Origin of the sequence: Amycolatopsis melonis (genome assembly GCF_040064235.1) — a bacterium.
Classification (GTDB): Bacteria; Actinomycetota; Actinomycetes; order Mycobacteriales; family Pseudonocardiaceae; genus Amycolatopsis; species Amycolatopsis melonis.
In genome coordinates this window covers 499567-521729 of record NZ_JBDZYD010000001.1, presented here as the reverse complement: position 1 = coordinate 521729, position 22163 = coordinate 499567, and the positions used below count along the sequence as shown (strand labels likewise).

General features: G+C 71.8%; 21 protein-coding genes. 4 read left to right on the top strand and 17 right to left on the bottom strand.

The genetic code is table 11. The features are described 5' to 3' along the window. Window positions 1–49: 49 nt before the first annotated feature. The 5 genes from ABJI51_RS02440 to ABJI51_RS02420 form a co-directional block, all read right to left on the bottom strand. On the bottom strand, window positions 50–781 hold the full coding sequence (locus ABJI51_RS02440; RefSeq protein ID WP_348947245.1) for a metallophosphoesterase family protein: 732 nt from the start codon (window positions 779–781) through the stop codon (window positions 50–52). Continuing rightward, window positions 778–1587 (bottom strand): nucleotidyltransferase family protein, encoded by an 810-nt coding sequence (locus tag ABJI51_RS02435; protein WP_348947244.1) that lies wholly within the window; start codon window positions 1585–1587, stop codon window positions 778–780. The genes ABJI51_RS02440 and ABJI51_RS02435 overlap by 4 nt, the downstream gene beginning before the upstream one ends. 123 nt (window positions 1588–1710) lie before the next feature. Beyond that, window positions 1711–2079: an STAS domain-containing protein gene (locus ABJI51_RS02430; protein WP_348947243.1), complete on the bottom strand. Its 369-nt coding sequence runs from the start codon at window positions 2077–2079 to the stop codon at window positions 1711–1713. Window positions 2080–2159: 80 nt separating this feature from the next. Beyond that, window positions 2160–2333, bottom strand: coding sequence for a hypothetical protein (locus ABJI51_RS02425; RefSeq protein WP_348947242.1), 174 nt, complete (start codon window positions 2331–2333; stop codon window positions 2160–2162). 278 nt (window positions 2334–2611) lie between these two features. Beyond that, window positions 2612–2872, bottom strand: coding sequence for a hypothetical protein (locus ABJI51_RS02420; protein WP_348947241.1), 261 nt, complete (start codon window positions 2870–2872; stop codon window positions 2612–2614). 375 nt (window positions 2873–3247) lie between these two features. On the opposite strand from ABJI51_RS02420, the gene ABJI51_RS02415 reads away from it, so the two are divergent. Continuing rightward, complete coding sequence (locus tag ABJI51_RS02415) at window positions 3248–3910, top strand: lytic polysaccharide monooxygenase auxiliary activity family 9 protein (protein WP_348947240.1); 663 nt, start codon at window positions 3248–3250, stop codon at window positions 3908–3910. Here the strand turns inward: ABJI51_RS02415 and ABJI51_RS02410 are convergent. Together ABJI51_RS02410 and ABJI51_RS02405 are read right to left on the bottom strand one after the other, a co-directional pair. Next, window positions 3907–4674: a sugar phosphate isomerase/epimerase family protein gene (locus ABJI51_RS02410; RefSeq protein ID WP_348947239.1), complete on the bottom strand. Its 768-nt coding sequence runs from the start codon at window positions 4672–4674 to the stop codon at window positions 3907–3909. The genes ABJI51_RS02415 and ABJI51_RS02410 overlap by 4 nt on opposite strands. 96 nt (window positions 4675–4770) lie before the next feature. After that, the gene (locus ABJI51_RS02405) at window positions 4771–5721 is read right to left on the bottom strand and encodes a hypothetical protein (RefSeq protein ID WP_348947238.1); all 951 of its coding nucleotides are present in this window, start codon (window positions 5719–5721) and stop codon (window positions 4771–4773) included. Window positions 5722–6146: 425 nt separating this feature from the next. On the opposite strand from ABJI51_RS02405, the gene ABJI51_RS02400 reads away from it, so the two are divergent. Further along, window positions 6147–8021, top strand: a complete 1875-nt coding sequence (locus ABJI51_RS02400; RefSeq protein WP_348947237.1) for a Calx-beta domain-containing protein — start codon at window positions 6147–6149, stop codon at window positions 8019–8021. Between the two features lie 66 nt (window positions 8022–8087). On the opposite strand, the gene ABJI51_RS02395 is transcribed toward ABJI51_RS02400, so the two are convergent. Then, the gene (locus ABJI51_RS02395; RefSeq protein ID WP_348947236.1) at window positions 8088–8498 is read right to left on the bottom strand and encodes a hypothetical protein; all 411 of its coding nucleotides are present in this window, start codon (window positions 8496–8498) and stop codon (window positions 8088–8090) included. Between the two features lie 197 nt (window positions 8499–8695). Between ABJI51_RS02395 and ABJI51_RS02390 the strand changes: the two genes are divergently transcribed. Together ABJI51_RS02390 and ABJI51_RS02385 are read left to right on the top strand one after the other, a co-directional pair. Further along, window positions 8696–9985, top strand: a complete 1290-nt coding sequence (locus ABJI51_RS02390) for a cellulose binding domain-containing protein (RefSeq protein WP_348947235.1) — start codon at window positions 8696–8698, stop codon at window positions 9983–9985. A 63-nt stretch (window positions 9986–10048) separates the two neighbouring features. Next, a complete protein-coding gene (locus tag ABJI51_RS02385; RefSeq protein ID WP_348947234.1) occupies window positions 10049–10798 on the top strand; it encodes a DUF899 domain-containing protein in 750 nt (249 codons plus the stop codon). A gap of 28 nt (window positions 10799–10826) precedes the next feature. Here the strand turns inward: ABJI51_RS02385 and ABJI51_RS02380 are convergent, their stop codons facing one another. The 9 genes from ABJI51_RS02380 to ABJI51_RS02340 all read right to left on the bottom strand — a co-directional run bounded on the left by ABJI51_RS02380 (window position 10827) and on the right by ABJI51_RS02340 (window position 22161). After that, window positions 10827–12089, bottom strand: coding sequence for a cation:proton antiporter domain-containing protein (locus ABJI51_RS02380; RefSeq protein WP_348947233.1), 1263 nt, complete (start codon window positions 12087–12089; stop codon window positions 10827–10829). A gap of 103 nt (window positions 12090–12192) precedes the next feature. Beyond that, window positions 12193–12633: a hypothetical protein gene (locus ABJI51_RS02375; RefSeq protein WP_348947232.1), complete on the bottom strand. Its 441-nt coding sequence runs from the start codon at window positions 12631–12633 to the stop codon at window positions 12193–12195. A gap of 833 nt (window positions 12634–13466) precedes the next feature. Then, window positions 13467–15212 carry a hypothetical protein gene (locus tag ABJI51_RS02370; RefSeq protein WP_348947231.1) on the bottom strand — a complete coding sequence of 582 codons (1746 nt, stop codon included), beginning with the start codon at window positions 15210–15212 and terminating at the stop codon, window positions 13467–13469. 87 nt (window positions 15213–15299) lie between these two features. Beyond that, the gene (locus ABJI51_RS02365; RefSeq protein WP_348947230.1) at window positions 15300–16238 is read right to left on the bottom strand and encodes an ABC transporter substrate-binding protein; all 939 of its coding nucleotides are present in this window, start codon (window positions 16236–16238) and stop codon (window positions 15300–15302) included. 8 nt (window positions 16239–16246) lie between these two features. Then, window positions 16247–17014, bottom strand: a complete 768-nt coding sequence (locus ABJI51_RS02360; RefSeq protein ID WP_348947229.1) for an amino acid ABC transporter ATP-binding protein — start codon at window positions 17012–17014, stop codon at window positions 16247–16249. Beyond that, complete coding sequence (locus ABJI51_RS02355; protein WP_348947228.1) at window positions 17011–17877, bottom strand: amino acid ABC transporter permease; 867 nt, start codon at window positions 17875–17877, stop codon at window positions 17011–17013. Before ABJI51_RS02355 ends, ABJI51_RS02360 begins: the two co-directional genes overlap by 4 nt. Beyond that, window positions 17874–18359 (bottom strand): GNAT family N-acetyltransferase, encoded by a 486-nt coding sequence (locus ABJI51_RS02350; RefSeq protein WP_348947227.1) that lies wholly within the window; start codon window positions 18357–18359, stop codon window positions 17874–17876. Before ABJI51_RS02350 ends, ABJI51_RS02355 begins: the two co-directional genes overlap by 4 nt. Before the next feature lie 428 nt (window positions 18360–18787). After that, a complete protein-coding gene (locus tag ABJI51_RS02345; RefSeq protein WP_348947226.1) occupies window positions 18788–20497 on the bottom strand; it encodes a dipeptide ABC transporter ATP-binding protein in 1710 nt (569 codons plus the stop codon). After that, on the bottom strand, window positions 20494–22161 hold the full coding sequence (locus ABJI51_RS02340; protein WP_348947225.1) for an ABC transporter substrate-binding protein: 1668 nt from the start codon (window positions 22159–22161) through the stop codon (window positions 20494–20496). The genes ABJI51_RS02345 and ABJI51_RS02340 overlap by 4 nt, the downstream gene beginning before the upstream one ends. Between the last annotated feature and the right edge of the window lie 2 nt (window positions 22162–22163).

The following is a 22163-nucleotide window of genomic DNA, read 5'->3' as shown; positions in this document are numbered from 1 at the left end:
CGCCCAACCTGGGTCTGCCAGGACCAGGCTGGGCCTGCCGGCACGGCGGCTACCGGCGCGCGGACAGCTCCGCCGGGTGCAGGTCGTACAGCGCGTACGCCTTGCGGATCACCGGCTGGGCGACGTTGCGCACCCGCACCCCGCCCGGCGTCACGCCCTGCTCGCAGCCGAAGTGGGCGTGGCCGTGCAGCGCCAGGTCCGCGCCCACCTCGTCGATCGGCTCGCACAGCAGGTACGACCCGAGGAACGGGTGGATCTCGGGCGGCTCGCCGTGCAGCGTGCCGGGGATCGGCGCGTAGTGGGTCAGCGCGACCACGACGTCCGTGTCCAGGCTCTGCAACGCTTGTCGCAACGATTCGGCCGACGCCATGGTGTGCTCGACGAAGTCCTTCATCTCGCGCTCGCCGAAGCGGCTGGCGCACTTGCCCGCGAACCCGCCGCCGAAGCCCTTGACGCCCGCCACGCCCAGCGAGCCGTCCGGCAGGTCGAAGCGGGCCGCGTCGCCTTCGAGCACCACGACACCCGTCTCGCGCAGCAGGTTTGCGATCGGCTCGGCGGCGTCGCTGTGGTGGTCATGGTTGCCCAGCACCGCGGCGATCGGCACGCCGAGCCCGGCGAGTTCGTCGGCCACCACGCGGGCTTCCTCGAGCGTGCCGTGCCGGGTCAGGTCCCCGGCCAGCAGCAGGACGTCGGCGGTGCCCGCGAGGTGGTCCAGTGCCGGCCGCAGCAGGCCGCGGGAGTCCTCGCCCAGGTGCACGTCCCCGACCGCGGCGATCCTCATCGGCCGATCTCCTCCGCGCTCGCCGGTTCCCGGACGTCGGCGACCCGGACGTCGTTGTGCACCAGTTCCTCGGTCAGGTATTCGGTGACGACGGCGTCCACCTCCGCCTTCCGCGCGGGGCAGGTGACTTCGCCGGTCAGGTGGACGTGCTCGCCCCGCACGGTGACGTGCACGCCGAGCTCGGCGGTGCGGGGGTCTTCGGCCAGCGCGCGGCTGAGCCGGGCGACGAGGTACTGCGGTGGTTCGGGCACGAGTGCCTCCTTCGGATCGATGACGGCCAGGTCGCCGAGCAGGCTCAGGAACGCCCGCGCGTACGGGGACGCCGAGACCTGCACGGCAACGTCGGTCCAGTCGACCTGCTCGCGCAGGTCACGGGCGATCTGCAGCAGCGGCTCGAAGTCGCACCGGTGCGCGCTGAGCACCAGCAGCTTGTCCACCAGCAGGTCGGTCCCGGAGACGACGGGCGCGGCGGTCGACCCGACGCGCATCAGCGACGCGCGGTCGAGCAGCTCGTCGGTCACCGGCCGGTGGTTGGGCCGGTGGATGAGGTCGACGAGGATGTCGCCGTCGTAGACCTTCGTCAGCCAGTCCTCCGGCGGATGCACCCGCCGCAACCCGGCGGCGGTGAGGACTTCCGCGGCGGCTTCGGCATCCCCGGGCTTGAGGAAGAGGTCGACATCGTGATCCGACGGCGGCCCACCCCGGGCGTAGACGGCAAGCCCGCCGGCAACGGCGAACCGGATGCCCGTGCCGTCCAGCGCGGTCACGACGCGGGTCAGGCTCTGCAGCAACGCCTCCGCTTCCATGGCAGAGGACTACCCGCCGCCGGGGCGCGGCTAACCCGCGGGATCAAGGACCGGGGCAGGGCCAGCCGTGCGTCCAGCCGCCGGGCTCACGAAACCTGCCGCAGCCGCAGCCGCACACCGGGCTCACGAAAGCTGCCGCAGCCAGGCACGCGCGCCGGTCACCGTCGGATGCAAGGCCAGCCCCGCGTCCAGGCGGGTGAGCTGGAGGGGCCGCAGCACCGCGCGTCCCTCGGTGACCAGCGCGAACGGCAGGTTCGTTGCCTTCGCCGCGGCCGCCAGCTCGGCGATCACCTGCAGGCCCGCCGAGCCGCAGAACGTGATCCCGGCCAGGTCCACGATGAGCGCCTCCGGCGGCGGGGCCAGTGCCGCCCGTGCCCGCGCGCGCAGGACCGGTGCGGTGCCGAAGTCGAGGGCACCCGCCGCCGTCACGACGACGGCTTCGGGCACGGTGCTGACCTGCACCGTCAGTTCAGGCGTGCGGTCGGCGGTCACCGGCCCCTCCTTCCGTCGCTGACCGCGACCTTAGAGGGCCTGCATCGTTTTGTCATCGATTTGCTGTGAACCGGAGCAGGTCAGGGCCAGGGTTCTCCGTCGGCGAGAACCGGGGCTTCGCGGCGCTGGTCGAGGAAGTCGGCGGGGTCGGCGTCGGCGGGCACGGCCGTGACGTCCGGGTCGTGCGGGTCTTCGGGGCGGGCGGGCACCTGCTGGTCGGCGGCGTCGTTCGGCGGCGTGAACTCGTCGGGCATCGAGGTTCCTCCCTCTGCGCGCGCGGTTGTCCCCCGCCGGGGATCCGGCGGGGGGAACCAGCGTGTCGAAACCGTTCGGTCCGGTGGTTCTCACGAACTCGACCGCACCCGGCACGGGGCGCCGGCTGCCGCGGAAGTGCGCCTGGAGGCGCGGTGGCCGGGACGTCGTGGTCGTCGGACCGGCCGCGGTCGGGGCAGGCAACGGGCGCCGGAGCCGTGGAACTCCGGGTGCGGCACGGCATCACTCCCCTTTCGCGCTGTCCATCCACTTAGGACGATCAAGGCCGCGGCGGGGACCGCTCCCGGCACGGGCACGTCCCGGCGGGCGGCCGGACACGCGGGTGACGGCGCGGCACACCGAGGACGAGAACCGGACGGGGCATCCCCGGGGGACGCCGGGAAGCGGGCACCGGCGGCGGAGGCGGGTCGAAGTTCGCGGCCACGATCGCGTCGAACTCCGCCCTGACCCACGCGGGATCGGCCAGCACCAGCTCGGCGAACCCGTCGGTCGCGGCCGAACGGGCGATCTTGTCCGGCATCGTCGTTCACTCCCCGGATCGTCTCGCGATGTCACCAGGTCATGTCCTGCGCTTCCCTTTTTTCTATAGCACCGAACGGGAACGGCTTCAAGTCCCCGTTTCCCGGTGACAAGTTTTCCGGATCCACCCCGGCGGAGCAGCCGCCCGTGACGTCTTCACGGTGCGTCGGCGGCCAGAGGACCGATCGGGCGAGCACCGGCCCGCGCGGCTGCGCTGTTCAGGAGCCGTTCAGCACGCCGCCGTCGCGGAACCTGCTGTGCCGCAACGGCTCTGGGCTGATGCCGCGGTGGTCGACGACGCGGGCCGCCGCGTATGGTGCGGGCGTCGATCGTTTGGGAGCGCTCCCAGCGATGGCACCCGACGAAGGAGGACAGTGTGGTTCCCCGACGGATACGGCCCTTTCTCTCCCTGGTGGTGACGGCCCTGGCGGCCGTGCTGCTGGGCGGCGTCCTCACCGGCGTCGCCGAAGCGCACGGGTCCGCCACCGACCCGCCGTCGCGCAACTACGGCTGCTGGGCGCGCTGGGGCAGCGACTTCCAGAACCCGGCGATGGCGACCAAGGACCCGATGTGCTGGCAGGCCTGGCAGGCCGACCCGAACGCGATGTGGAACTGGAACGGCCTCTACCGCGAAGGGGTGGCGGGCAACCACCAGGCCGCGATCCCCGACGGAACGCTGTGCAGCGGCGGCCGCACGCAGGCGCCGCGCTACAACGCGCTGGACACGGTGGGCGCGTGGCAGATGGCGAACAAGGACAACCGGTTCACCCTCACGATCACCGACCAGGCCCGCCACGGCGCGGACTACCTGCGGGTGTACATCACCAAGCAGGGCTTCGACGCCGCGACCCAGCCGCTCGGCTGGGGCAACCTCGAACTGGTCGCCCAGACGGGCAAGCTCGCCCCGGCGGGCCAGTACCAGGTCGCGGTGAACGCGGGCAGCCGGACCGGGCGGCACGTCGTCTACACCATCTGGCAGGCGAGCCACCTGGACCAGTCGTACTACTTCTGCAGTGACGTGAACTTCTCCGGACGCTAGCGCGGCGCGTACCGGTGAAACCACTCCGCGGCGCCGCGGAGGGGCACCTCGACCGGCGGGAGGTCCGGGTACCAGGCCTTCTCCCACTCCAGGGAGACCCACCCGGACCACCCGCGCAGGGCCTCACCGCACGCCCCGAGCGGGACGGCGCCCTCCCCCGGCGGGGCGGGCGTCGGGTCGTCGCGGCCCACCGCGTCCTTGACCTGGAAGTAGCCGAGGTGCTCACCCAGCACCTCCCGCGTGGTGGCGGGCTCTTCCCCCGCCCGCCACGGGTGGACGGCGTCCCACAGCACGGCGGCCAAGCCCGGATCGAACTGGGCGACCAGCGCCAGCGCCGCGGCGCCGGTGGGGTGCGAATCGTGCGTCTCGACCAGCAGCCGCACGCCGGCGTCGCGAAGGTCGTCGAGGACGGCGGTGATGCGGGACGGCGCGTCCCCGTCGCCGCCCGGGAAGACGCGGATCGCGGCCGTGCCGATCCGGTGGGCCAGCTCGATCAGGGCTTTCAGCTCGTCGACCACCGGCCGGTCGCCCCCCGGTGCGGCGACCTTGGCGTAGCCGGCGAGGCAGGCGACGGCGAGCCCTTCGCCGTCGAGCAGGGACCGGACCTGGTCGACGGCCCGGGGTGGAAGTCCCAAGTGGACTTCCTCGCCGGGGTGGACGCGCAGTTCGAGGCCCGCGCAGCCGTGGGCGAGCGCGATGCGTGCCGCTTCGCGGACCGGGACTCCCGGCATGCCGAGCGTGCTCACGGCGAACTGCCAGCCCATTGCGTCCCCCGTTCCCGGTGCGAGTAAGCGCTTACCGGGACAGTAGCGGACTGCCCGCGCCCAAGGTCACCTCGGGCGCGGGCAGCGTGGCAACGGCTAGTGCGCCTTGTGCTGACCGCGGCCCGCGGGCGCGCGGCCGTTCGAACCCTCGCCGGACTTGCCACCGGACGACGAGACCTTCTCCGACTCCTTGGCCGACGACGGCTTCTCGGCCTGGTGGGCGGGCTTCGCCGAAGGGGTGGTCCCGGCGGGCTTGGCCGCAGGCGCGGTTCCGGAGGACGTGGTCCCGGACGCCGCGGTCCCACCGGGCTTGGCCCCAGGCGCAGTCCCGGCAGAAGTGGTCCCGCCAGGCGTGCTCCCGGCCGCCGCGGTCCCGGACGGCTTGGCCCCGGCAGGGGTGGTTCCGGCGGCGGTGGTCCCCGCGGGCTTCTCCGCGGACAGCGCCGCCGCGTTGCCGCTGGACTGGGTCGACGGCTTCTCCGCCGAACCCGAACCCGAACCCGACCCCGCGGCCGCCTCGTCCGCCAGCGGGTTCGGCCGCCGGACCTTGGCCACCGCCACGATGGCCGCCGCCAGGGCGCCGAGGGCCACCAGCCATGGCCAGCGGGCCTTCTTCGTGCGCTCGCCGCGGGCCACGCTCTTCGCTTCACGCAGCGCGACCGCCAGGTCCCGCTTCGCCGCCGCCACCGCCTTGCGGCGCTTGCGGCCCGGCTCGCCCGCCGAACTCACCACGGTCGCCACCGCCTGGGCGGCCTTGCGGCCCGGGTCGCGCATCTTCGCCGCCCTGGCCAGCACCTCGTCGCGGGCCGCCGTCGAGTTCGCCAGCACGTCGCGGCGGGAAGAGCGGGTGCTCTTGTCCAGTTCCCTGGTCGCCGCGCGGCCGACCTTCGCGAGTTCGTCCTTGCCTTCGGCCAGCTTCCGGTCGGTGATCTCGACCGCCCGCGCGGCCGCGGCCGCCCCCACCCGTGCCGCCTCCGCGGCGAGATCCCGTACGCCGGCCGCCGCCGTTTTCACCGATCGCCCGACCGGGGCGTCGCCCTGGCTCATGTGATCACCTCTCACTCGTCGCAGCAGGCAGGGCCTGCTCAGCTCACACCACTGGGCTACCCACCGGAGGGCCGTCCGGAACCTGGACCACCCGTCGGCGTCATCGGGCTGCCCCGTTACGACATCCGGTGGTACTTCGCCTGCCGAACGCCGGAAAACGCAGCCGGGGCGACCACGAAAGGTGCACTGCACGGACCTCGCCCCCACACTTCAGTGCGACGGCGGCCCGCGCCCGGTCGCCGGGACGGCCCAGCGCGGTCATGGTCCGCGTGGGCGCCTCAAGGCGTCCCTCCCCCGCCCGCCGCCTTGACACGGGGCGGTCCGGGTAACGTTCGCGGGCCCGGCTAACGCGGCGCGACGAATTTCGTCTCTCTCAGGCAAGCCAGCGGATTTCCGGCTCCGGCCGGTTGTCGAAAGGGACGTCCATGTCGCGAAGATCGCTCTTCGTCGCGGTCACCGCCGTCACCGCACTCCTCGCTCCACCGGCGGTCGCGCTCGCCGCGCCGCCCGGGGTCGACCCGGCCACCGTCGACCTCACCCTCGCCGCCGGCGAGAGCACCGCCGTCACCAAGCACGTGACCACCTCCGCCGTGCCGCCGAACCCCGATCTCGTGCTGCTCGCCGACACGACCGGCAGCATGGGAGGCGCCATCGCCAACGTCCGCGCGAACGCCGGCGCGATCACCGGGGACGTCCTCGCCGCGCAGCCGACCGCGCAGTTCGGCGTCGCCGAGTACAAGGACTTCACCGACGCCGTGCCGTTCAAGGTGAACCAGGACATCACCGGGAACACCAGCGCGGTGCAGGCGGGCATCAACCAGTGGGTCGCCTCGGGCGGCGGGGACATCCCGGAGGCCGACCTCAACGCCCTCTACCAGCTGGCGACCGGCGCGGTCGCCTTCCGCCCGGACGGCACCCGCATCATCGCCTGGTTCGGCGACGCGCCGTCGCACGACCCGAGCGGCGGGCACACCCTGGCCCAGACCATCGACGCGCTCAAGGCGGCGAACATCCGCGTGGTCGCGGTCAACGTCGGCGCGCTCGACTCGGCGGGCCAGGCCAGCGCGATCACCTCGGCCACCGGCGGCGTGCTGCTGAACAACGTCCCGTCGAGCCAGGTGTCGCAGGCGATCCTCGACGGCATCAAGTCCATCGAGGTCACCGTGGCCCCCAAGGTCACCAGCTGCGACCCGCAGCTGACGGTCACCAACGCGCCGGCAAGCGTCAAGGTGACCAGCGGCGACGTCGCGACGTTCACCGAGACGGTCGCGGCCGCGGCCGACGCCGCCCCCGGCACCTACCACTGCACGGTCGACTACCTGGTCGACGGCGTGTCCCGCGGGTTCGTCGAGACGACGACCGTGCGCGTGCTCGGCCTGAGCATCAACGACGTGACGGTCGCGGAGGGTTCCGGCGGCCCGCCGGTGCCGGCGACCTTCACGGTGTCGCTGCTGGGCGGGCCGAGCCCGAACCCGGTGACCGTGCACTACGCCACCTCGGACGGCACCGCGACCGCCCCGGCCGACTACCAGGCGGCCGGCGGGGACGTCACCTTCGCGCCCGGTGAGACGGCCAAGCCGGTGACCGTGCTGGTCAACCCGGACACGGTCGACGAGCCGGACGAGACGTTCACCGTGACGCTGTCGGCCCCGTCCGGCGCCGGGCTGGTCGACCCGATCGGCGTCGGCACGATCGTCGACGACGACCGCGACGGCACGTTCTCCTGCACGGCCACCGCGGCGAACGTCATCGGCATCACCGCGGCCGTGGCGAACCCGGCGAACCTGCCCTGCGCCGACGACAGCGCGTCCGTCCTCGACGCGACGCTCAACGCGGGCCTGATCAAGGTGCAGACGCACGCGCTGACGGCCTCGACGGACCTGGCGCCGGACGACCAGTCGGCGGCACCGGCGGCGGGCGACCACGCGCAGGCGGCGGCCCGCATCGACAAGACGGTGATCAGCACGGTGGGCCTGACGATCGAGCTGGGCGTGATCCAGTCACAGGCGGCGGCGACGTGCCAGCCTTCACCGAGCGGGCTCGCCCCGGTCCTGACCGGCAGTTCGAACGTCGCTTCGCTGAAGATCAACGGGGTTCCGGTGGCGGTGGGCTCGGCGCCGCTGACGATCCCGCTGGTGATCGGCACGCTGAAGCTGAACGGCCAGACCGTGGCGAACGGCGTGGTGAAGCAGCAGGCGGTCGCCCTGGAGACGGCGCTGGCGAAGATCGTGCTGGCGGAGTCCCAGGCCGACGTGCACGGAACGCCGGCCCACCCGGCGGGTGATCCCTGCCACCGCTGACGCGGTGCAGCGGCCGGGGCGGACGTCGTCCGCCCCGGCCGTCCACTCAGGACAGACCCTGGCCGGTCACTTCGCGAAGGCGGCGCGGACCCGCTTGCCGTTCACGATCGCGGCGACCCCGAGCAGCAGCACCCCGCAGACGGCCTGCTCGATCCTCAGCCACACCGGGAAAACACCCGGCAGCGCGACGATCACCCCGATGACGACGATCATGATCGCCGAGACGATCCGCAGCCGCAGCAGCGCACGCGGGTTGCCCTTCGCGGCACCCGACGCGAACGTCAGCATCAGGAAGGCCGTGACGGCGACGATCGACCCGCGGATCCACACCGCGTCGGTGACCAGGCCGGGGTCGTTCCGCAGCAGCACGATCGCGCCGAGGGTGAGCACACTGAGGACCAGGTAGCAGACGACCAGGCGCCGTGCCGGGCCCAGCGCGGCCCGTGCCGCCGAGCCGCCGACGTTCTCGCTGTTCACCATTCCTCCTCGGACCCTGCTGCCCTTGCCGGGAACCATCGTCGCGAGCAGGCGCGGGAACCGGCAGTGCCGTCCCTCATCGACCGGCGGTGACATTTGTAATACCGGCGGCCGGAAAGCCCGGCCGTTGACAACCGCCCCGGCGCGGAGCAGTCTGGGAGCGCTTCCAGAACGAGCAACGGCGCTTAGGAGAGCCCATGGGATCCGTCCGCCGCCGACCGGCCGTGCTCGCCGCGGTCGCCACCCTGGTCCTCGCGTTTTCCGTGGTATACGGCGGAAAACCGGCCGCCGTGGCGGCAACGCCGGTGACAGGCTACGCAACCCACTTCGACGCGCTCGGCTCCCCGTACGGCGGCTGCGGCCTCCCCCAGAACGTTCTCGATTCGCCCGATTTCGTGGCGCTCAACGTCTACAACACTCCCGGTGACTACAGCTTCTACCCGCGGCCGCTGCCGCCGTCGCAGGCCGGCAAGATCGGCCTCTGGGACAACGGCCGCAACTGCGGGCGGTTCGTGCAGGTGACGATCGGCGCCTACTGCACCGGTGTCAACGACGGGGCGCCGGGACAGCCGTTCTGCCGCAACGGTTCCTGGGTGTCCGACGGCTACGAAGGCGCCCAGCTGACCATGGTCGTGGCCGACAGCTGCGGCGACGCGAACGCCTGGTGCCGCGACGACCCCGGTCACCTGGACCTGGCGACGGCGTCGCTGAACCGGTTCGTCAAGAACGGCGTCCCGGTGGGTGACATGAACCCCGCGCACTGGAACAACCGGCGCATTTCGTGGTCGTTCGTGCCGTCGCCGGACTACACCGGCGACCTCAAGCTGGGCTTCCTCAAGGGCGCGCAACGGTACTGGACGGCCATCGCGGTGTCCCACCTGCCGAACGGCATCCACGGGGTCGAGTATCTCGGCGCGGACGGCACCTGGCAGCAGGCCCAGCCGAACAGCGACATGGGACAGTCCTTCGTCATCGGCCCGACCACGACGGCGGGCACCGCGTACGCGATCCGGGTCAGGGACGCCGCCGACACGCTGGTCGGCAACGGCCGCGTCTACCGGTTCACCCTGCCGGACCAGTGCCTGTCGGGCTGCACGGCGGACTACACCGCTGTCACCTACACGACCGGAGACAGCACACCGACCACCACGCCGACCACGAGCACCACGACGCCGGTGCCGTCCGGCCCGTCCTGCGCGGCGACCTCCGCGGTGACGTCCACCTGGTCCGGCGGGCACCAGCTGGAGTTCACCGTCCGGAACACCGGGACGGCGGCGCTCACGGGCTGGACCACGTCGTTCTCGTTCGCGGGCACCCAGCAGCTGGCCAACTCGTGGAACGCACTCCCGAGCCAGGCAGGCCGCCAGGTCACGGCGGTCAACGCGGCCTACAACGGGGCACTGCCCCCGGGTGCGACGACGACCTGGGGAGCGGTGGTGAACGGAGCGGTCCAGCCACTGTCCGAGCTGGCCTGCACCGCGCGGTGACGATTCCTTTCGCGCTCCGGCGATGTCCAACCATCGAGCCGGCTTCGACGAGAGGAAAGCACGATGGAAACGCCACCGCTGGTGTCCGCCGCGGAGTGGGATGCCGCCCGCCGGAAACTGCTGGTGAAGGAGAAGGAACTGACCCGGGCGCACGACGCGCTGGCCGCCGAGCGGCGGCGGATGCCGTGGACGGAGGTGACGGCGGACTACCGGTTCGACGGCCCGGCCGGGCGGGTGCGCCTGCCGGACCTGTTCGAGGGCCGCCGTCAGCTGATCGTCTACCGCTTCTTCTTCGAGCCGGGGGTGCACGGCTGGCCGGAACGCGGCTGCGTGGGCTGCTCGATGATGGCCGACCAGGTCGGGCACCTCGCCCACCTGAACGCCCGCAACACCACCTACGTCCGGGTGTCGCGGGCACCGCAGCCGGACATCGCGCGGCTGAAGGCCGAGATGGGCTGGACCGCGCCCTGGTACACCCTCACCGACAGCTTCGACGCCGACTTCGGCGTGGACGAATGGCACGGCACGAACGTCTTCGTCCGCGACGGCGACCGGGTGTTCCGCACGTACTTCCTCAACCACCGCGGCGACGAAGCGCTGGGCAGCACCTGGAGCTATCTCGACCTGACCCCGTTCGGGCGGCAGGAGGACTGGGAGGACTCCCCGGAGGGTTACCCGCAGGACCCGGCGTATTCGTGGTGGCGGCGCCACGACGAGTACGAGACCGGCGACGACCCGTGGGAGGGACGCCTGGCCGAGAAGGTGGCCGCGACGAAGGAGCACGCCCGCGCGTCGGCAGCCGAGAGCAGCTGACGCCCTCGGCGACGCACCTGGCCGGACGTCACCGCCGGGCGCGTCGCCGGGTCAGCATGAGCGCCAGCGGCCGGGCACCGATCCCGTGCAGGACCACGCTGCCCAGGACACATGCGACGGTGATCACCAGGATCGTGTCGGCCGCCGGTCCCTCGGGCAGCTTGTTGAACGCCAGCAGCCCGAAAACGATCGTCGTCGTGCCGCGCGGGCCCAGTGCCCCGACGAGCACGCGTTCGCGCCCGGACAGCTTCGAGCCGGTCAGCGAGAGCAGCACCGGGACCAGGCGGACCACGGTGAGCGCCGCGGCGCAGAAGACCACCACCTGCCACGAGACGCCCAGCGAGAACGCCAGGACGGCCGCGATCCCGACGACGAACCACATGGTCGTGGTCAGCAGGGTGGTGACGTCCTCCAGCAGGTGCAGGTCCTTGCTCAGGGCGTCGGCCCGGACCTCCGCGCGGTCGCCGCGGCCGTCGCGGACCCGGCGGGCCTTGAGCAGCCGGTGCACGTAGCGGAAGGCGATACCGCAGACGAACGAGGCGACGAACCCGTTGCCGTCGGCCGCGACGGTGACGGTGTAGGTCAGCAGCGGCGCCAGCAGCACCGCGATGCGCCCGGACTGGGCCGTCAGCCACCCGGCGTGGTGGGCCCGGTCCAGCAGCCACGCGAGGACACTGCCCAGCAGGACGCCCGCGACCACGGCCTTGACGGCGAAGGGCAGCGCCGTCGCGAGCGCGTCGAGTGGCGTCCGCTGCTGGGTCTCGGCGCCGGCGAGGATCAGGGCGAAGAGGAACAGCGGGGAGACGATCCCGTCGTTGTAGCCGCTTTCGACGTTGAGCACGCTGCGCACCCGCATCGACAGCGTCCGGTCGCGGACCAGCTGTTCCGCGGGCGCGAAGTCGGTCGGCATGGTGACGCCCGCGACCAGCAGGAGCACCGCCCACGGCAGGTCGGGGAACAGCAGCCAGCCCAGCAGTGCCGCGAGCGCGAGACTCAGCGGCAGCGCGATGAACAGCACCCGGGCGACCAGGCCGGGATAACCGCCCCACAGGCGGCCGCCGCGCACCTCGGTGGCGTCGACGAACAGCAGCACCGCGAGGATGATCTCCGCGATGTGCTGCACCGCCTCGGTGTTCAGCACGGCGGCGATCGAGTCCTCGTACAGCACGCCGACCAGGACCCCGGCGAGCACCATGACCACCGGAGCACCGAGGTTCCACCGGTCGAGCCGGGCGGCCGCGAGCGCCCGGACGAGCATCGCGACCGCGGCGGCGAGCAGGAGCAGGTTCATGCGCCCATTGTCCCGCATGCGTCCTAAAAGGAACGACGGGCCCGGGTGTCCACACCGGACCGCCGCGGGGCACCTTCCGCACCGGTGCCCCGCGGCGGGCGAATCAGTGATCGTTGAGGTAGTAGTGCGTGCTCTGGTACTTGTAGTCCGGGCCCAGCCAGACCGTGATGCCGATGTTCGTGTTCTCCGGCAGGTTGTAGACGCCGCCCTGGGAAGCACTGGCCGAGGCGCACGAGCCCAGCCCGCCGGAAGCGGTGAGGGTGTAGCGGATGTCGTAGGCGCCCGGAACGGAACTCTCTTCGCTGGCAACCTGGACCCGCGGAGCATAACCGTCGGCGGCGGTGTCGCAGACCGAGACGCGGTCGCCGTTCTCTTCGATGTAGACGGTGCCGCCCTTGTTGCCGTCGGTGGTGGTCCAGGTGTGGTCCCAGCCGTTGGAGGGCGGGTCCACGGCCGCCCCCGCCGAAGTGGCGGTGGCCAGCATCCCCGCGGCGGCAAAGGCGGCCGCCGCGGCCACGCCGAGGGCTTTGTTCCGTACGGTCATCGGTTGTTCCCCTTTCGTTTCCCGTACGGTGACAAGCCCGGCTTCCAAACCGCTTCCAAAAGCCTGCTCTCAGAAACCGGGCCGCCCATGGTCTGTCACGCGGCAACCGTCCGCCGTCAGGCCGTCTCGCAGGAGGCCGGTGCTGTCCGGGAGCTTTCCCAAGCGGGCCAGGGTCACCAGCCGCCGGGCGGCGTGTTCGTTTCCGCCCGCCGCCCTGGTGACGAGTTCGCCGAATCGGCCGGACTCGGCGAGGCAGGTGGCGAGTTCGTCGTCGGCCCAGCCGAGGCCCGCGTCCGCGGAGGTACGGGCGAGGTCCAGCGCTTCGGGCATCCGGTGGGTCCTGGCCAGCAGCCGGACGTATTCGCGGCCCGCGTGTTCGTGTCCCTGGTCGAGGAGCTTCCGCAGCTGGGCCGTGTTGCCCGCCATGGCCAACCGGCGGGGAACCCACCTGAGCCCCCATTCCGCGTTGTGGCGCGCGATCTTCAGCGCCTCGCGCCAGCAGCCGTGGTCGACGAGAAGTTCCGCGAGGACAGCCGGGGGGTCGGTGTCCGCCGGCTGGTTCAGCTCGACCTGGACGCGTTCCCGCAGCAGCGTGCGCACGCGGTCACGGTGCCCGTGCGCGCACAGCGCGTCGGCGAGTTCGCGAAGCAACTTGTCCCACCCGCCCGGTGCCGATCGGATCGCCGCCTCGATGGCCAGGTCCGGACCGCCGTGCCGGACGAGCAGGTCCAGCAGTGCCCCGCTGGGCCGGGGACATTCGCGGACCCGGCCGAACAGTTCGAGTCCCTCTGTGACCTGGCCGTCCTTCAGCAGTGCTTCGACGAGGACCAGGATCACGCTCTGGTCCTCGAACCCGGCGAGTGCCCGCAGCCGATCCAGCCGTCCGGCGGCGGCGAACTGCTTCGCCAGCCACAGCTGGGGCTGCAGCACCTTGCCGCCGCGCAGGAGTTCCATGACGCGTTCCCAGTCGCCTCGGCCGGCGAGCAGGTCCGCCAGCCGTTCGCCGGCACCGCCGTATCTCCCGATGCCGTCCTCGACGAGGCGAGAGAGCAGTTCGATGGCCTTGTCTTCCTCGCCGCCGCGTTCGAGGAGCTGGACCAGGTGCACCCACGCCCACTCGACGTCGGCGCGTTCCGCGTAGACCTCCAGCAACGCCCGGGCTTCCCGGACACAACCGTGCTCCAGCAGGCCGAGCACCGTCGCTTCCTGCAGAGCCCCTCCCGGCGCCGGCGATCCGGCTGTGGCCGGTATGCGGTGTCCCGCAGCAGGCGAAGTGCCCGGTCGAGGCGACCGTACTCGGTCATGAGGACGACCAGGTGCTCCTGCTGCTCCTCGTTCGCCGTCGCGATGGCGCGCTCGAGCAAAGGATCCGCATGGCGGTACAGCAACCGCTGACAGGCGCTCTCGGCCAACCGCAGCACGTCGTCGGAATCGTCCGTGTGCCGCAGCAGTGCCGACCACAGTGATTCCGGAACGAGGCGGCCCCGCCGGGCGGCCCGGCCGTGCTGGTCCAGGTAGTCGTGCAGCTCGTAGCCGTCGGCCGGACCCACGCCCGCGGCCTGGCGCAGCGGGCCCAGCGCCGTCACACCGAGCACGGCTTCGCCCGCGGCGCGTCCCAGGCCGCGCTCGAACCAGTCCCCGGGCGGTCCGACCCGATCCTGGTCGCCGAGGTAGCCGGCCGCCGCTTCGGCCAGGAGCGCACGGGTGACGGGCCGCCGGCGTCCCAGGCGCCGGGCGTCGATCGCCGCCGTCACCACCGCCGCGGCGAACCGGTCGTCGGAGCCGTCCGGGTACTCGAGCCGTTCGACCAGGGCCGGGCCGCCCGCCATCGTCTGGATCACCTCGCGCCCGCGGCCGGACGCCGACACCGCGGCGGACAGCCGCGGATCCGCCATCCCGAGCGACCGCGCGGCCCGCACGTCCGCCTCACCGAACCGCTCGGCGACCCGGATCCGCCGGACATGCTGCTGGAGCAACGCCCGTGCGTTGCCGTGGTCGTCCCGGTGCGCACTGCGCGGGGCGGCGACGAACTCGGCCCAGAACTGCGGCCACAGCGTCCCCAGTACGACGGTCGAACCGCCGTGCGATCCGTCGAGCAGGCTCCACAGCGCGGCCGCTGCGACGTCGCCTGCCGATCCGGAAAGGTAGTTGTGGGTCTCGTTGAGCCAGAGGATCGCCTCGTCCCCGAGCCGGCCGGAACGCACGAGCTTCAAAAGCTCGCCGGCCGTGCGCGGGTACCAGAGCGGCCACTTCCGCAGCCGCTGGTGAGCCAGGACGGACTCGTAGAGTGCGCGGGTCTTGCCGGTCGACGACTCACCGGTCAGCACCACCATGACGCTCTGTGCCGGATCCGCCAGCAGTTCGTCCAGCTCGGCGTCGTGCGCGCGCCGGACATAGCGCGGCAGGTCCGGCAGCGGCCCGCCGGGCACCGTGATCGCCCGGTGGACGCCGAGGGTGAAGGCGTTCCAGGCCGTGATCGGGCGCCCGGCGGGCACCGGCTCGCCGTCGGGCCGGGAGTGCAGGTGGACGTCCCCGGCGAGGTGCCCCACCTGCAGGACCGCTTCGGCGTTCCCGTCCACCCGGTTGTGCGTCGGCGCGCGCTCGTCCAGAGTCGGCCTCCTCCCGCCGCCTCCAGCTTAGACCGGGCGCGCGCCCGGTTTGAGGACTCACTTGCGGGGCAGGCCCGGCGGATTGATCTCCGAGGACGGCACCGCCTCCGAGCCGAGGTTCCAGCGCTTGAGGACCTCCGCGTACTGCCCGTTCCGGATCTCCGTCTCCAGTGCCTGCTGCAGAGCCTTGACCAGGCCGTCGTCCTTCTTCGTCATCGCCGCGATGTCCGCCGGGATCGTGCCGCCGCCGGAGATCGTGCCGACGATCTTCGTCTTTCCGTCGACCGCCACGTGGTAGGCCGAGGTCGGGTTCGGGCCGACGTACGCGTCGATGCGGCCGGACTGCAGGGCCAGGTAGTAGTCCGAGGTTGCCTGGTAGTACTGGAACTTCACCGGGGCCAGGCCCGCCGCCCGGTTCTGCTGGTCCCAGCGCAGCAGGATCTGCTCCTGGTTGGTTCCCGCGCTGACCCCCACCGTGAGCCCGGCGATGTCCTTCGGACCTCCGACGGTGATGTTCTTCTCGCTGCGGACCTCGAACGCGATCGTGTCCTTGCGGTAGGTCGCGAAGTCGTACTTGTCCTTGCGTTCCTCGGTCACCGTGATGTTCGAGAATCCCGCGTCGAACTGGCGGTTCTCCACCGACAGGAAGAGGTTCTCCCAGGACGTCGCCTGCAGGTCGAGCCGCAGGCCGAGGACGTCGGCGACCAGCTGGGCGAGGTCGGGCTCGACGCCGATGACCGTCTTGTCGTCGTCGGCGCGGAACGACAGCGGCGGGGTGCCGTTGCCGGTCGTCCCGACGACCAGGGTGCCGCGGCTGCGGATGGCGGCCGGGACGAGGGCGGCGATCGCGTCGACCTTCTGGGCGCGGACGCGGTTCTGGTTCGCGGTGATGTTGACGCCGCCGGGCTGCCCGGCCGGCGGCGCGGTCGCCGCCTCGGGGCTGCCGCACGCGGCGAGCAGGAACACCGAAGCGAGCAGCAGTGTGCGCAGTCTCATGACTCTCCTCAAAGGACTTTGTCGACGAAGGCCCGGGTGCGGGCGTGGCTCGGGTTGTCCAGCACGGCGGCGGGCGGGCCCTGTTCGACCACCCGGCCCGCGTCGAGGAACACGACGGTGTCGGCGACTTCGCGCGCGAAGCCCAGCTCGTGGGTGACGACGACCATGGTCGTGCCCGCCCGCGCCAGCTCGCGCAGGACGTCCAGGACCTCGCCGACCAGCTCCGGGTCCAGCGCCGACGTCGGCTCGTCGAAGAGCAGGACGTCCGGTTCGAGCGCCAGCGCCCGCGCGATCGCCACGCGCTGCTGCTGCCCGCCGGACAGCCGCCGCGGGTACTCGCCCGCCTTCTCGGCGAGCCCGACCCGGGCGAGCAGCTCACGCGCCTTCGCCTCGGCCTCGACTCGCGGGCGGCGCTGTGCCGAGATCGGCGCCTCGGCGACGTTGTCCAGCACGGTCAGGTGCCCGAACAGGTTGAAGTTCTGGAAGACGAACCCGATGCGGGTGCGCTGCTTGAGGATCTCCCGTTCCTTCAGCTCGTGCAGACGGTTGCCGGACCGCCGGTAGCCCATCAGCTCGCCCCCGACGCTGATGAACCCGCGGTCGGCCCGTTCGAGGTGGTTGATCAGCCGCAGCAGCGTCGACTTCCCGGACCCGGACGGTCCCAAGAGGACAGTCACTTCCCCCGGCCGCACCTGCAGGTCGACGCCGTCGAGGACGGTCAGCGCGCCGAAGCTCTTGTGGACACCGCGGACGTCCACCATGTACTCCACGCTCATGCCCCACGCCCCAGGCGGCGTTCGACCTGGTACTGCACGACCGACAGCACCGTGGTCAGCGCCAGGTACCAGGCCGTCGCCACCAGCAGCAGCGGGATCACCCGGCCGCTGCGCGTGTAGATCACCTGGACCTGGTAGAACAGCTCCGGCAGGGCCATGACGTACACCTGCGACGTCGCCTTCAGCATGCCGACGATCTCGTTCGCGGCGGTCGGCACGATCGTGCGCAGCGCCTGCGGCAGCACGATCCGGCGGAACTGCCGTCCGGCCGGGATGCCCAGCGCCGCGGCGGCTTCCTGCTGCCCGGGGTCCACCGACAGGAATCCCGCGCGCACGATCTCCGCGGCGTAGGCGCCCTGGTGCAGGGCGAGGCCGAGCCCGGCCGCCAGGAACGGTGGGATCAGGCTCATCGTGCCGACCGAGACGAACGACGGCCCGAACGGGATGCCGAACGAAATCTCGTTGTAGAGGATCGCGAGGTTGTACCAGAAGAGCAGCTGCAGAATGAGCGGGACCGAGCGGAAGATCCACGTGTAGGTCCAGCTGACCGCGCGCAGCAGCGGGTTGCGGGAAATCCGCATCAGCGCCAGCACGGTGCCGAGCAGGAAGCCGGCCACGACCCCGAACAGCGTCAGTTCGAGGGTCAGCGCGACCGCTTCCAGTATCGATTTCTGGAAGACGAACCGGGCGAACGTCGGCCAGTCGAACGCCTTGTTGGTCACCAGCGCGTGCCCGGCCATGGCGACGAGAACCGCCACGACGGCCGCGGCGATCCAGGTCAACGGGCGCCGCGCGGGCACGATCTTCAGTGCTTCTTCCGGGGCCGCGGCCGGTGCGGGCCGCGTGCCGAGATCGCTGGTCATCTCGCCCCCACCACGGCCGGAAGTGCCTTCGAGAACGGCAACGGGGCCCGCGGCACGGCGTCGACGTCGAAGTGCGGCGTGTACCCGGTGGCCAGGTAGAGCCCGCGCGCCTCCGGCTGGTTCGGGCCGGTGGTGAGGAAGATCCGCCGGTACCCGCGCCGGCCGGCTTCGGCCTCCAGCTCGGCGACGACCCGGCGGGCCAGGCCCCGGCCGCGCTGCGCGGGATGCGTCCAGATCCGCTTGAGTTCGGCGGTTTCCTCGTCGTATCGCTGGAATGCCCCGCCCGCGACCGCGGCACCGTCCGTCAGGAGCAGCAGCAATCCGCCGTCCGGCGGAGCGAACCGTTCCGGCGGGTATTCACGGAGTTCGAAGTGGACATCGCTGAGCACGCGGTGGTAGCGCGCCGAATACTCGCGGGCCAGGTCGGCGAGCAGCGGCCGGACCCGCGGATCAGACTGGGCGACCCAGACGGATTCGGGCATGGGAATACCTGTTCCGGAAAAGGAAAGGGAAGAAAAGCGCGGACGCTTTCCGCTGACACCGACGAACTCTAGGAAGCGTCGCGGGGCCCGGTCAACGAGCAGGCCGCCGGTTCCAGATCCTGGACGACGACCCCGGCGCGGCGGTCCACATCCTGAGCGTGCGTGCGCCGGGGCCGTCCACCGGATAGCGTCGTGGTCCGACGCGCTGAAAGGGACCTTCCTTACGTCTGACGCGACGAAAGTCCCTTTCGCTGCACCAGACGAGACGAAAGCGCCTTTCAGCCCACCCGGGTGCACCCCGGCCGGCGTCCGGAGTGGTCCGGATGGCCGGGACGCCGCCGGTAGGGGGTCGTGAGTGGCAATTCGGGTTCTAACGCGAATTACCACTCACGACAAGCCGCGGCAGACCACCACCCCGGCCACCCCGGTCAGCGCAGCAGCCGCCAGGCTTCGCGGCGGCGGCGCTGGGCCTCCGGGTCGGCGACCGGTGCCGCCGACAGCAGGCGCTGCGTGTACGGGTGCGCCGGTGCGGTCAGGACTTCCTTGGCCGGGCCCTGCTCGACGACGTGCCCGCGGTGCATCACCGCCACGCGGTCGGCCAGCTGCTCGATCACCGCGAGGTCGTGGCTGATGAACAGGCACGCGAACCCGAACTCGTGCCGCAGCTCGCGCAGCAGGTCGAGGATGCGGGCCTGGATGGTGACGTCGAGCGCGCTCGTCGGCTCGTCGGCCACCAGCAGGTCCGGGCCCAGTGCCAGGGCCCGCGCGATGCAGACGCGCTGACGCTGCCCGCCGGACAGCTCGTGCGGGTAGCGGGCGGCCAGCGACGGCGCCAGCTGGACCGCTTCGAGCAGCGCCGCCACCCGTCCGTCCACTTCGGACCGGCGGGCCGCGCCGTGCAGCCGCAGCGGCGTCGCGACGCTCTCCCCGACCGTGGTGCGCGGGTTCAGCGAGGACAGCGGATCCTGGAACACCACGCCGATCCGGCGCCGCAGGGCCTTCGCCGCCCGGCCGCGCACGCGGGTGATGTCCGCGTCGCCGATGCGGACGGACCCCGTGGTGGGCGTGAGCAGCCCGGTGACCGCGCGGGCCACCGTGCTCTTGCCCGAACCGGACTCCCCGACCAGCCCGAGTACCTCGCCCGGCTCCACGTGCAGGCTGACCCCCGCGGCCGCGTGCACGGCCATCGCGCGGAACCGGCCGCGGTAGGTCACCGACAGGTTTTCCACGCGCAGCAGCGGTGCCTCGGCGGGCACGTCGGGGACCGACGCCACCGCCGGGTGCTCCGCCGCGGCGACGTGCCCGGGCCCGGCCGAGATGTCCGCGGCCAGTGCGCGTTCCAGCCCGGTCGTCGCCGCGCTGCTGAGCGAGACGACCGAGCCGAGCAGCTGCCGCGTGTAGTCCTCGGCAGGCGCGGTGAAGATCGCCTCGACGGTCCCCTGCTCGACGACCCGGCCGTCGTGCATGACGACCACCCGGTCGGCCAGGTCGGCGACCACGCCCATGTCGTGGGTGATCAGCAGGATCGCCGTGCCGAGCCGCTCGCGCAGGTCCCGCAGCAGCTCGAGGATCTCCGCCTGCACGGTGACGTCGAGAGCGGTGGTGGGCTCGTCGGCGATCAGCAGCTTCGGCTCGTTCGCCACCGCCATGGCGATGACGACGCGCTGCAGCTGCCCGCCGGACAGCTCGTGCGGGTAGGCGCGCAACCGCTCGCGCGGTGTGGGCAGCCCGACCAGGCCGAGCAGCTCGACCGCGCGCTCGCGGGCCGCCGCGGCGGTCGTGTCGCGATGCGCGCGGATGGCTTCGACGAGCTGGTCGCCGATGGTGAACACCGGGTTGAGCGCGCTCATCGGCTCCTGGAACACCATCCCGACCTCGCCGCCGCGGACTGCCCGCCGCTCGGCCGGTGTCATCGCGTAGAGATCCCGCCCGGCCAGCTCCGCCCGGCCGGACACCTTTGCCGTGGCGGGAAGCAGGCCGAGCAGGGACATCGCGGTGACCGTCTTGCCCGAGCCGGACTCCCCGACCACCGCGACGACCTCGCCCGCGCCGACCTCGTAGCCGACCCCGCGGACGGCTTCGACGTCCCCGAAGGAGACCGCGACGTCGCGCAGCCGCAGGAGCCCGGCTGCGGTCACTGGAGAATCCCGAACTTGCGGTAGTCGACGTAGGCCGGGAAGCGGCCGATCTGGACGTCGCCGACCTTCGAGCCGTGCAGGAACGAGTTTCGGGTGTAGATCAGCGGCACGACCGGCGAGTCGGCGAGGATCTTCCTGTCCAGCGCCGCCCACTTCTTCCCGGCTTCCGCCGGGTCCACAGTGGCCTGTGCCTCGGCGATCAGCCGGTCGACTTCCGGGTTGCTGTACCGGGATTCGTTGTACCCGCCGTTGCCGATCTCGGTGGACTGGAACAGCGGCTGGATGTTCGCGTTGGCCGACGGGATGTCCGGCTGCCACGAGGTCAGCGTCAGGTCGAAGTCCGAGAGGCCCTTGGTGTCCACTTCGGACGTGTAGGTGTCGTCGTCGAGCGGCTTGATGGTGACCTTGATGTTCGCCCGCGCCAGCGACGCCTGGATCGCCGCGGCCTTCTCCGGGAAGCCCCGCTCGTTGTGGGTGGCCAGAACCAGCCCGTCCAGGCCGTTCGGGAAGCCCGCCTCGGCCAGCAGCTGCTTGGCCTTGGCCACGTCGCCGGACGGCGGCGCCGGGTACAGGTCGAACTGCTCACGCCCCTGCAGTCCCGGCGTGATCAGCGTCGTGGCGACGTCACCGGCGAGCTGGGCGCTGCCCGCGCTGGCCACCTGGAACGCGGCCTTGTCGACGGCGTACTGGAAGGCCTGGCGCACCTTGGGATTGGTCAGCTTCCCGCGCTGCGTGTTCAGCGAAAGGTAGGCCAGCGCACCGGATTCCGAGGTCACCAGCCGCGCCTTCGCCGAGGCGTTGCCCTGGATCTGGGCCAGCTGGGCGGGCGAGGCGAAGGACATGCCGAAGGCGTAGCGGTCGTTGCCGCTGTCGTCGACCAGGCGCTTGGAGATGACGCCGGTGTCCTGGCCGAGCTGGAACTCGATGGTGTCCGGGTTGGCCAGCCGGGTCTTGTCCTCGTCGCGGCTCCAGTTCGGATTGCGCGTCAGCTTCGCCGACTTGCCGCGCTCGTAGCTCGCCAGCTGGTACGGGCCGGACGCGACCGGGTGGTCACCGTAGTTCGGCTCGGCACCCTTGCCCTTGGGCACCGGGGAGAACGCCGGCGTGCTGGCGACCCAGTTGAAGTCGCCGTAGGGGCGGGCGAGGTGGAAGACGATCGTCTTCGCGTCCGGCGTCTGGATGGTGTCGAGGTCCTTGCCCTCGAACGGGCCCTTGTACGCCAGGCCCGGCGAGAGCAGGTCCTTGTGGTAGGCCAGGCCGCCGGAGAACGCGGGCGCGAAGGAGCGTTCGAGGCCCCACTTGACGTCTTCGCTCTTGATCGGCGTGCCGTCGGCGTACTTGAGGCCGTCCTTGAGGGTGAACGTCCACGTCTTGCCGCCGTCGCTGGGCCGCCCGGTGTCGGTGGCCAGGTCCGGCACGATCGTGGTGTCCTTGCCCGGCGCGACGTCCCACGACGTCAGCCGGCGGTGGATGAGCCCCAGGGAGGTGACGACGAGGTTCGAGCTCTTCGCCGGGTCCCAGGTGATCGACGGCGCGTCGTTGAGCAGGACGAGGTTCCCGCCCGGCTTGACGCTGCCGCCCTGCCCGGCGGGTGTGTCGTTGGCACCGCACGCCGTCAGCAGCATGACGGCGGCGGCCACGCCCGCCGCGAGCCTGAGTTTCATCG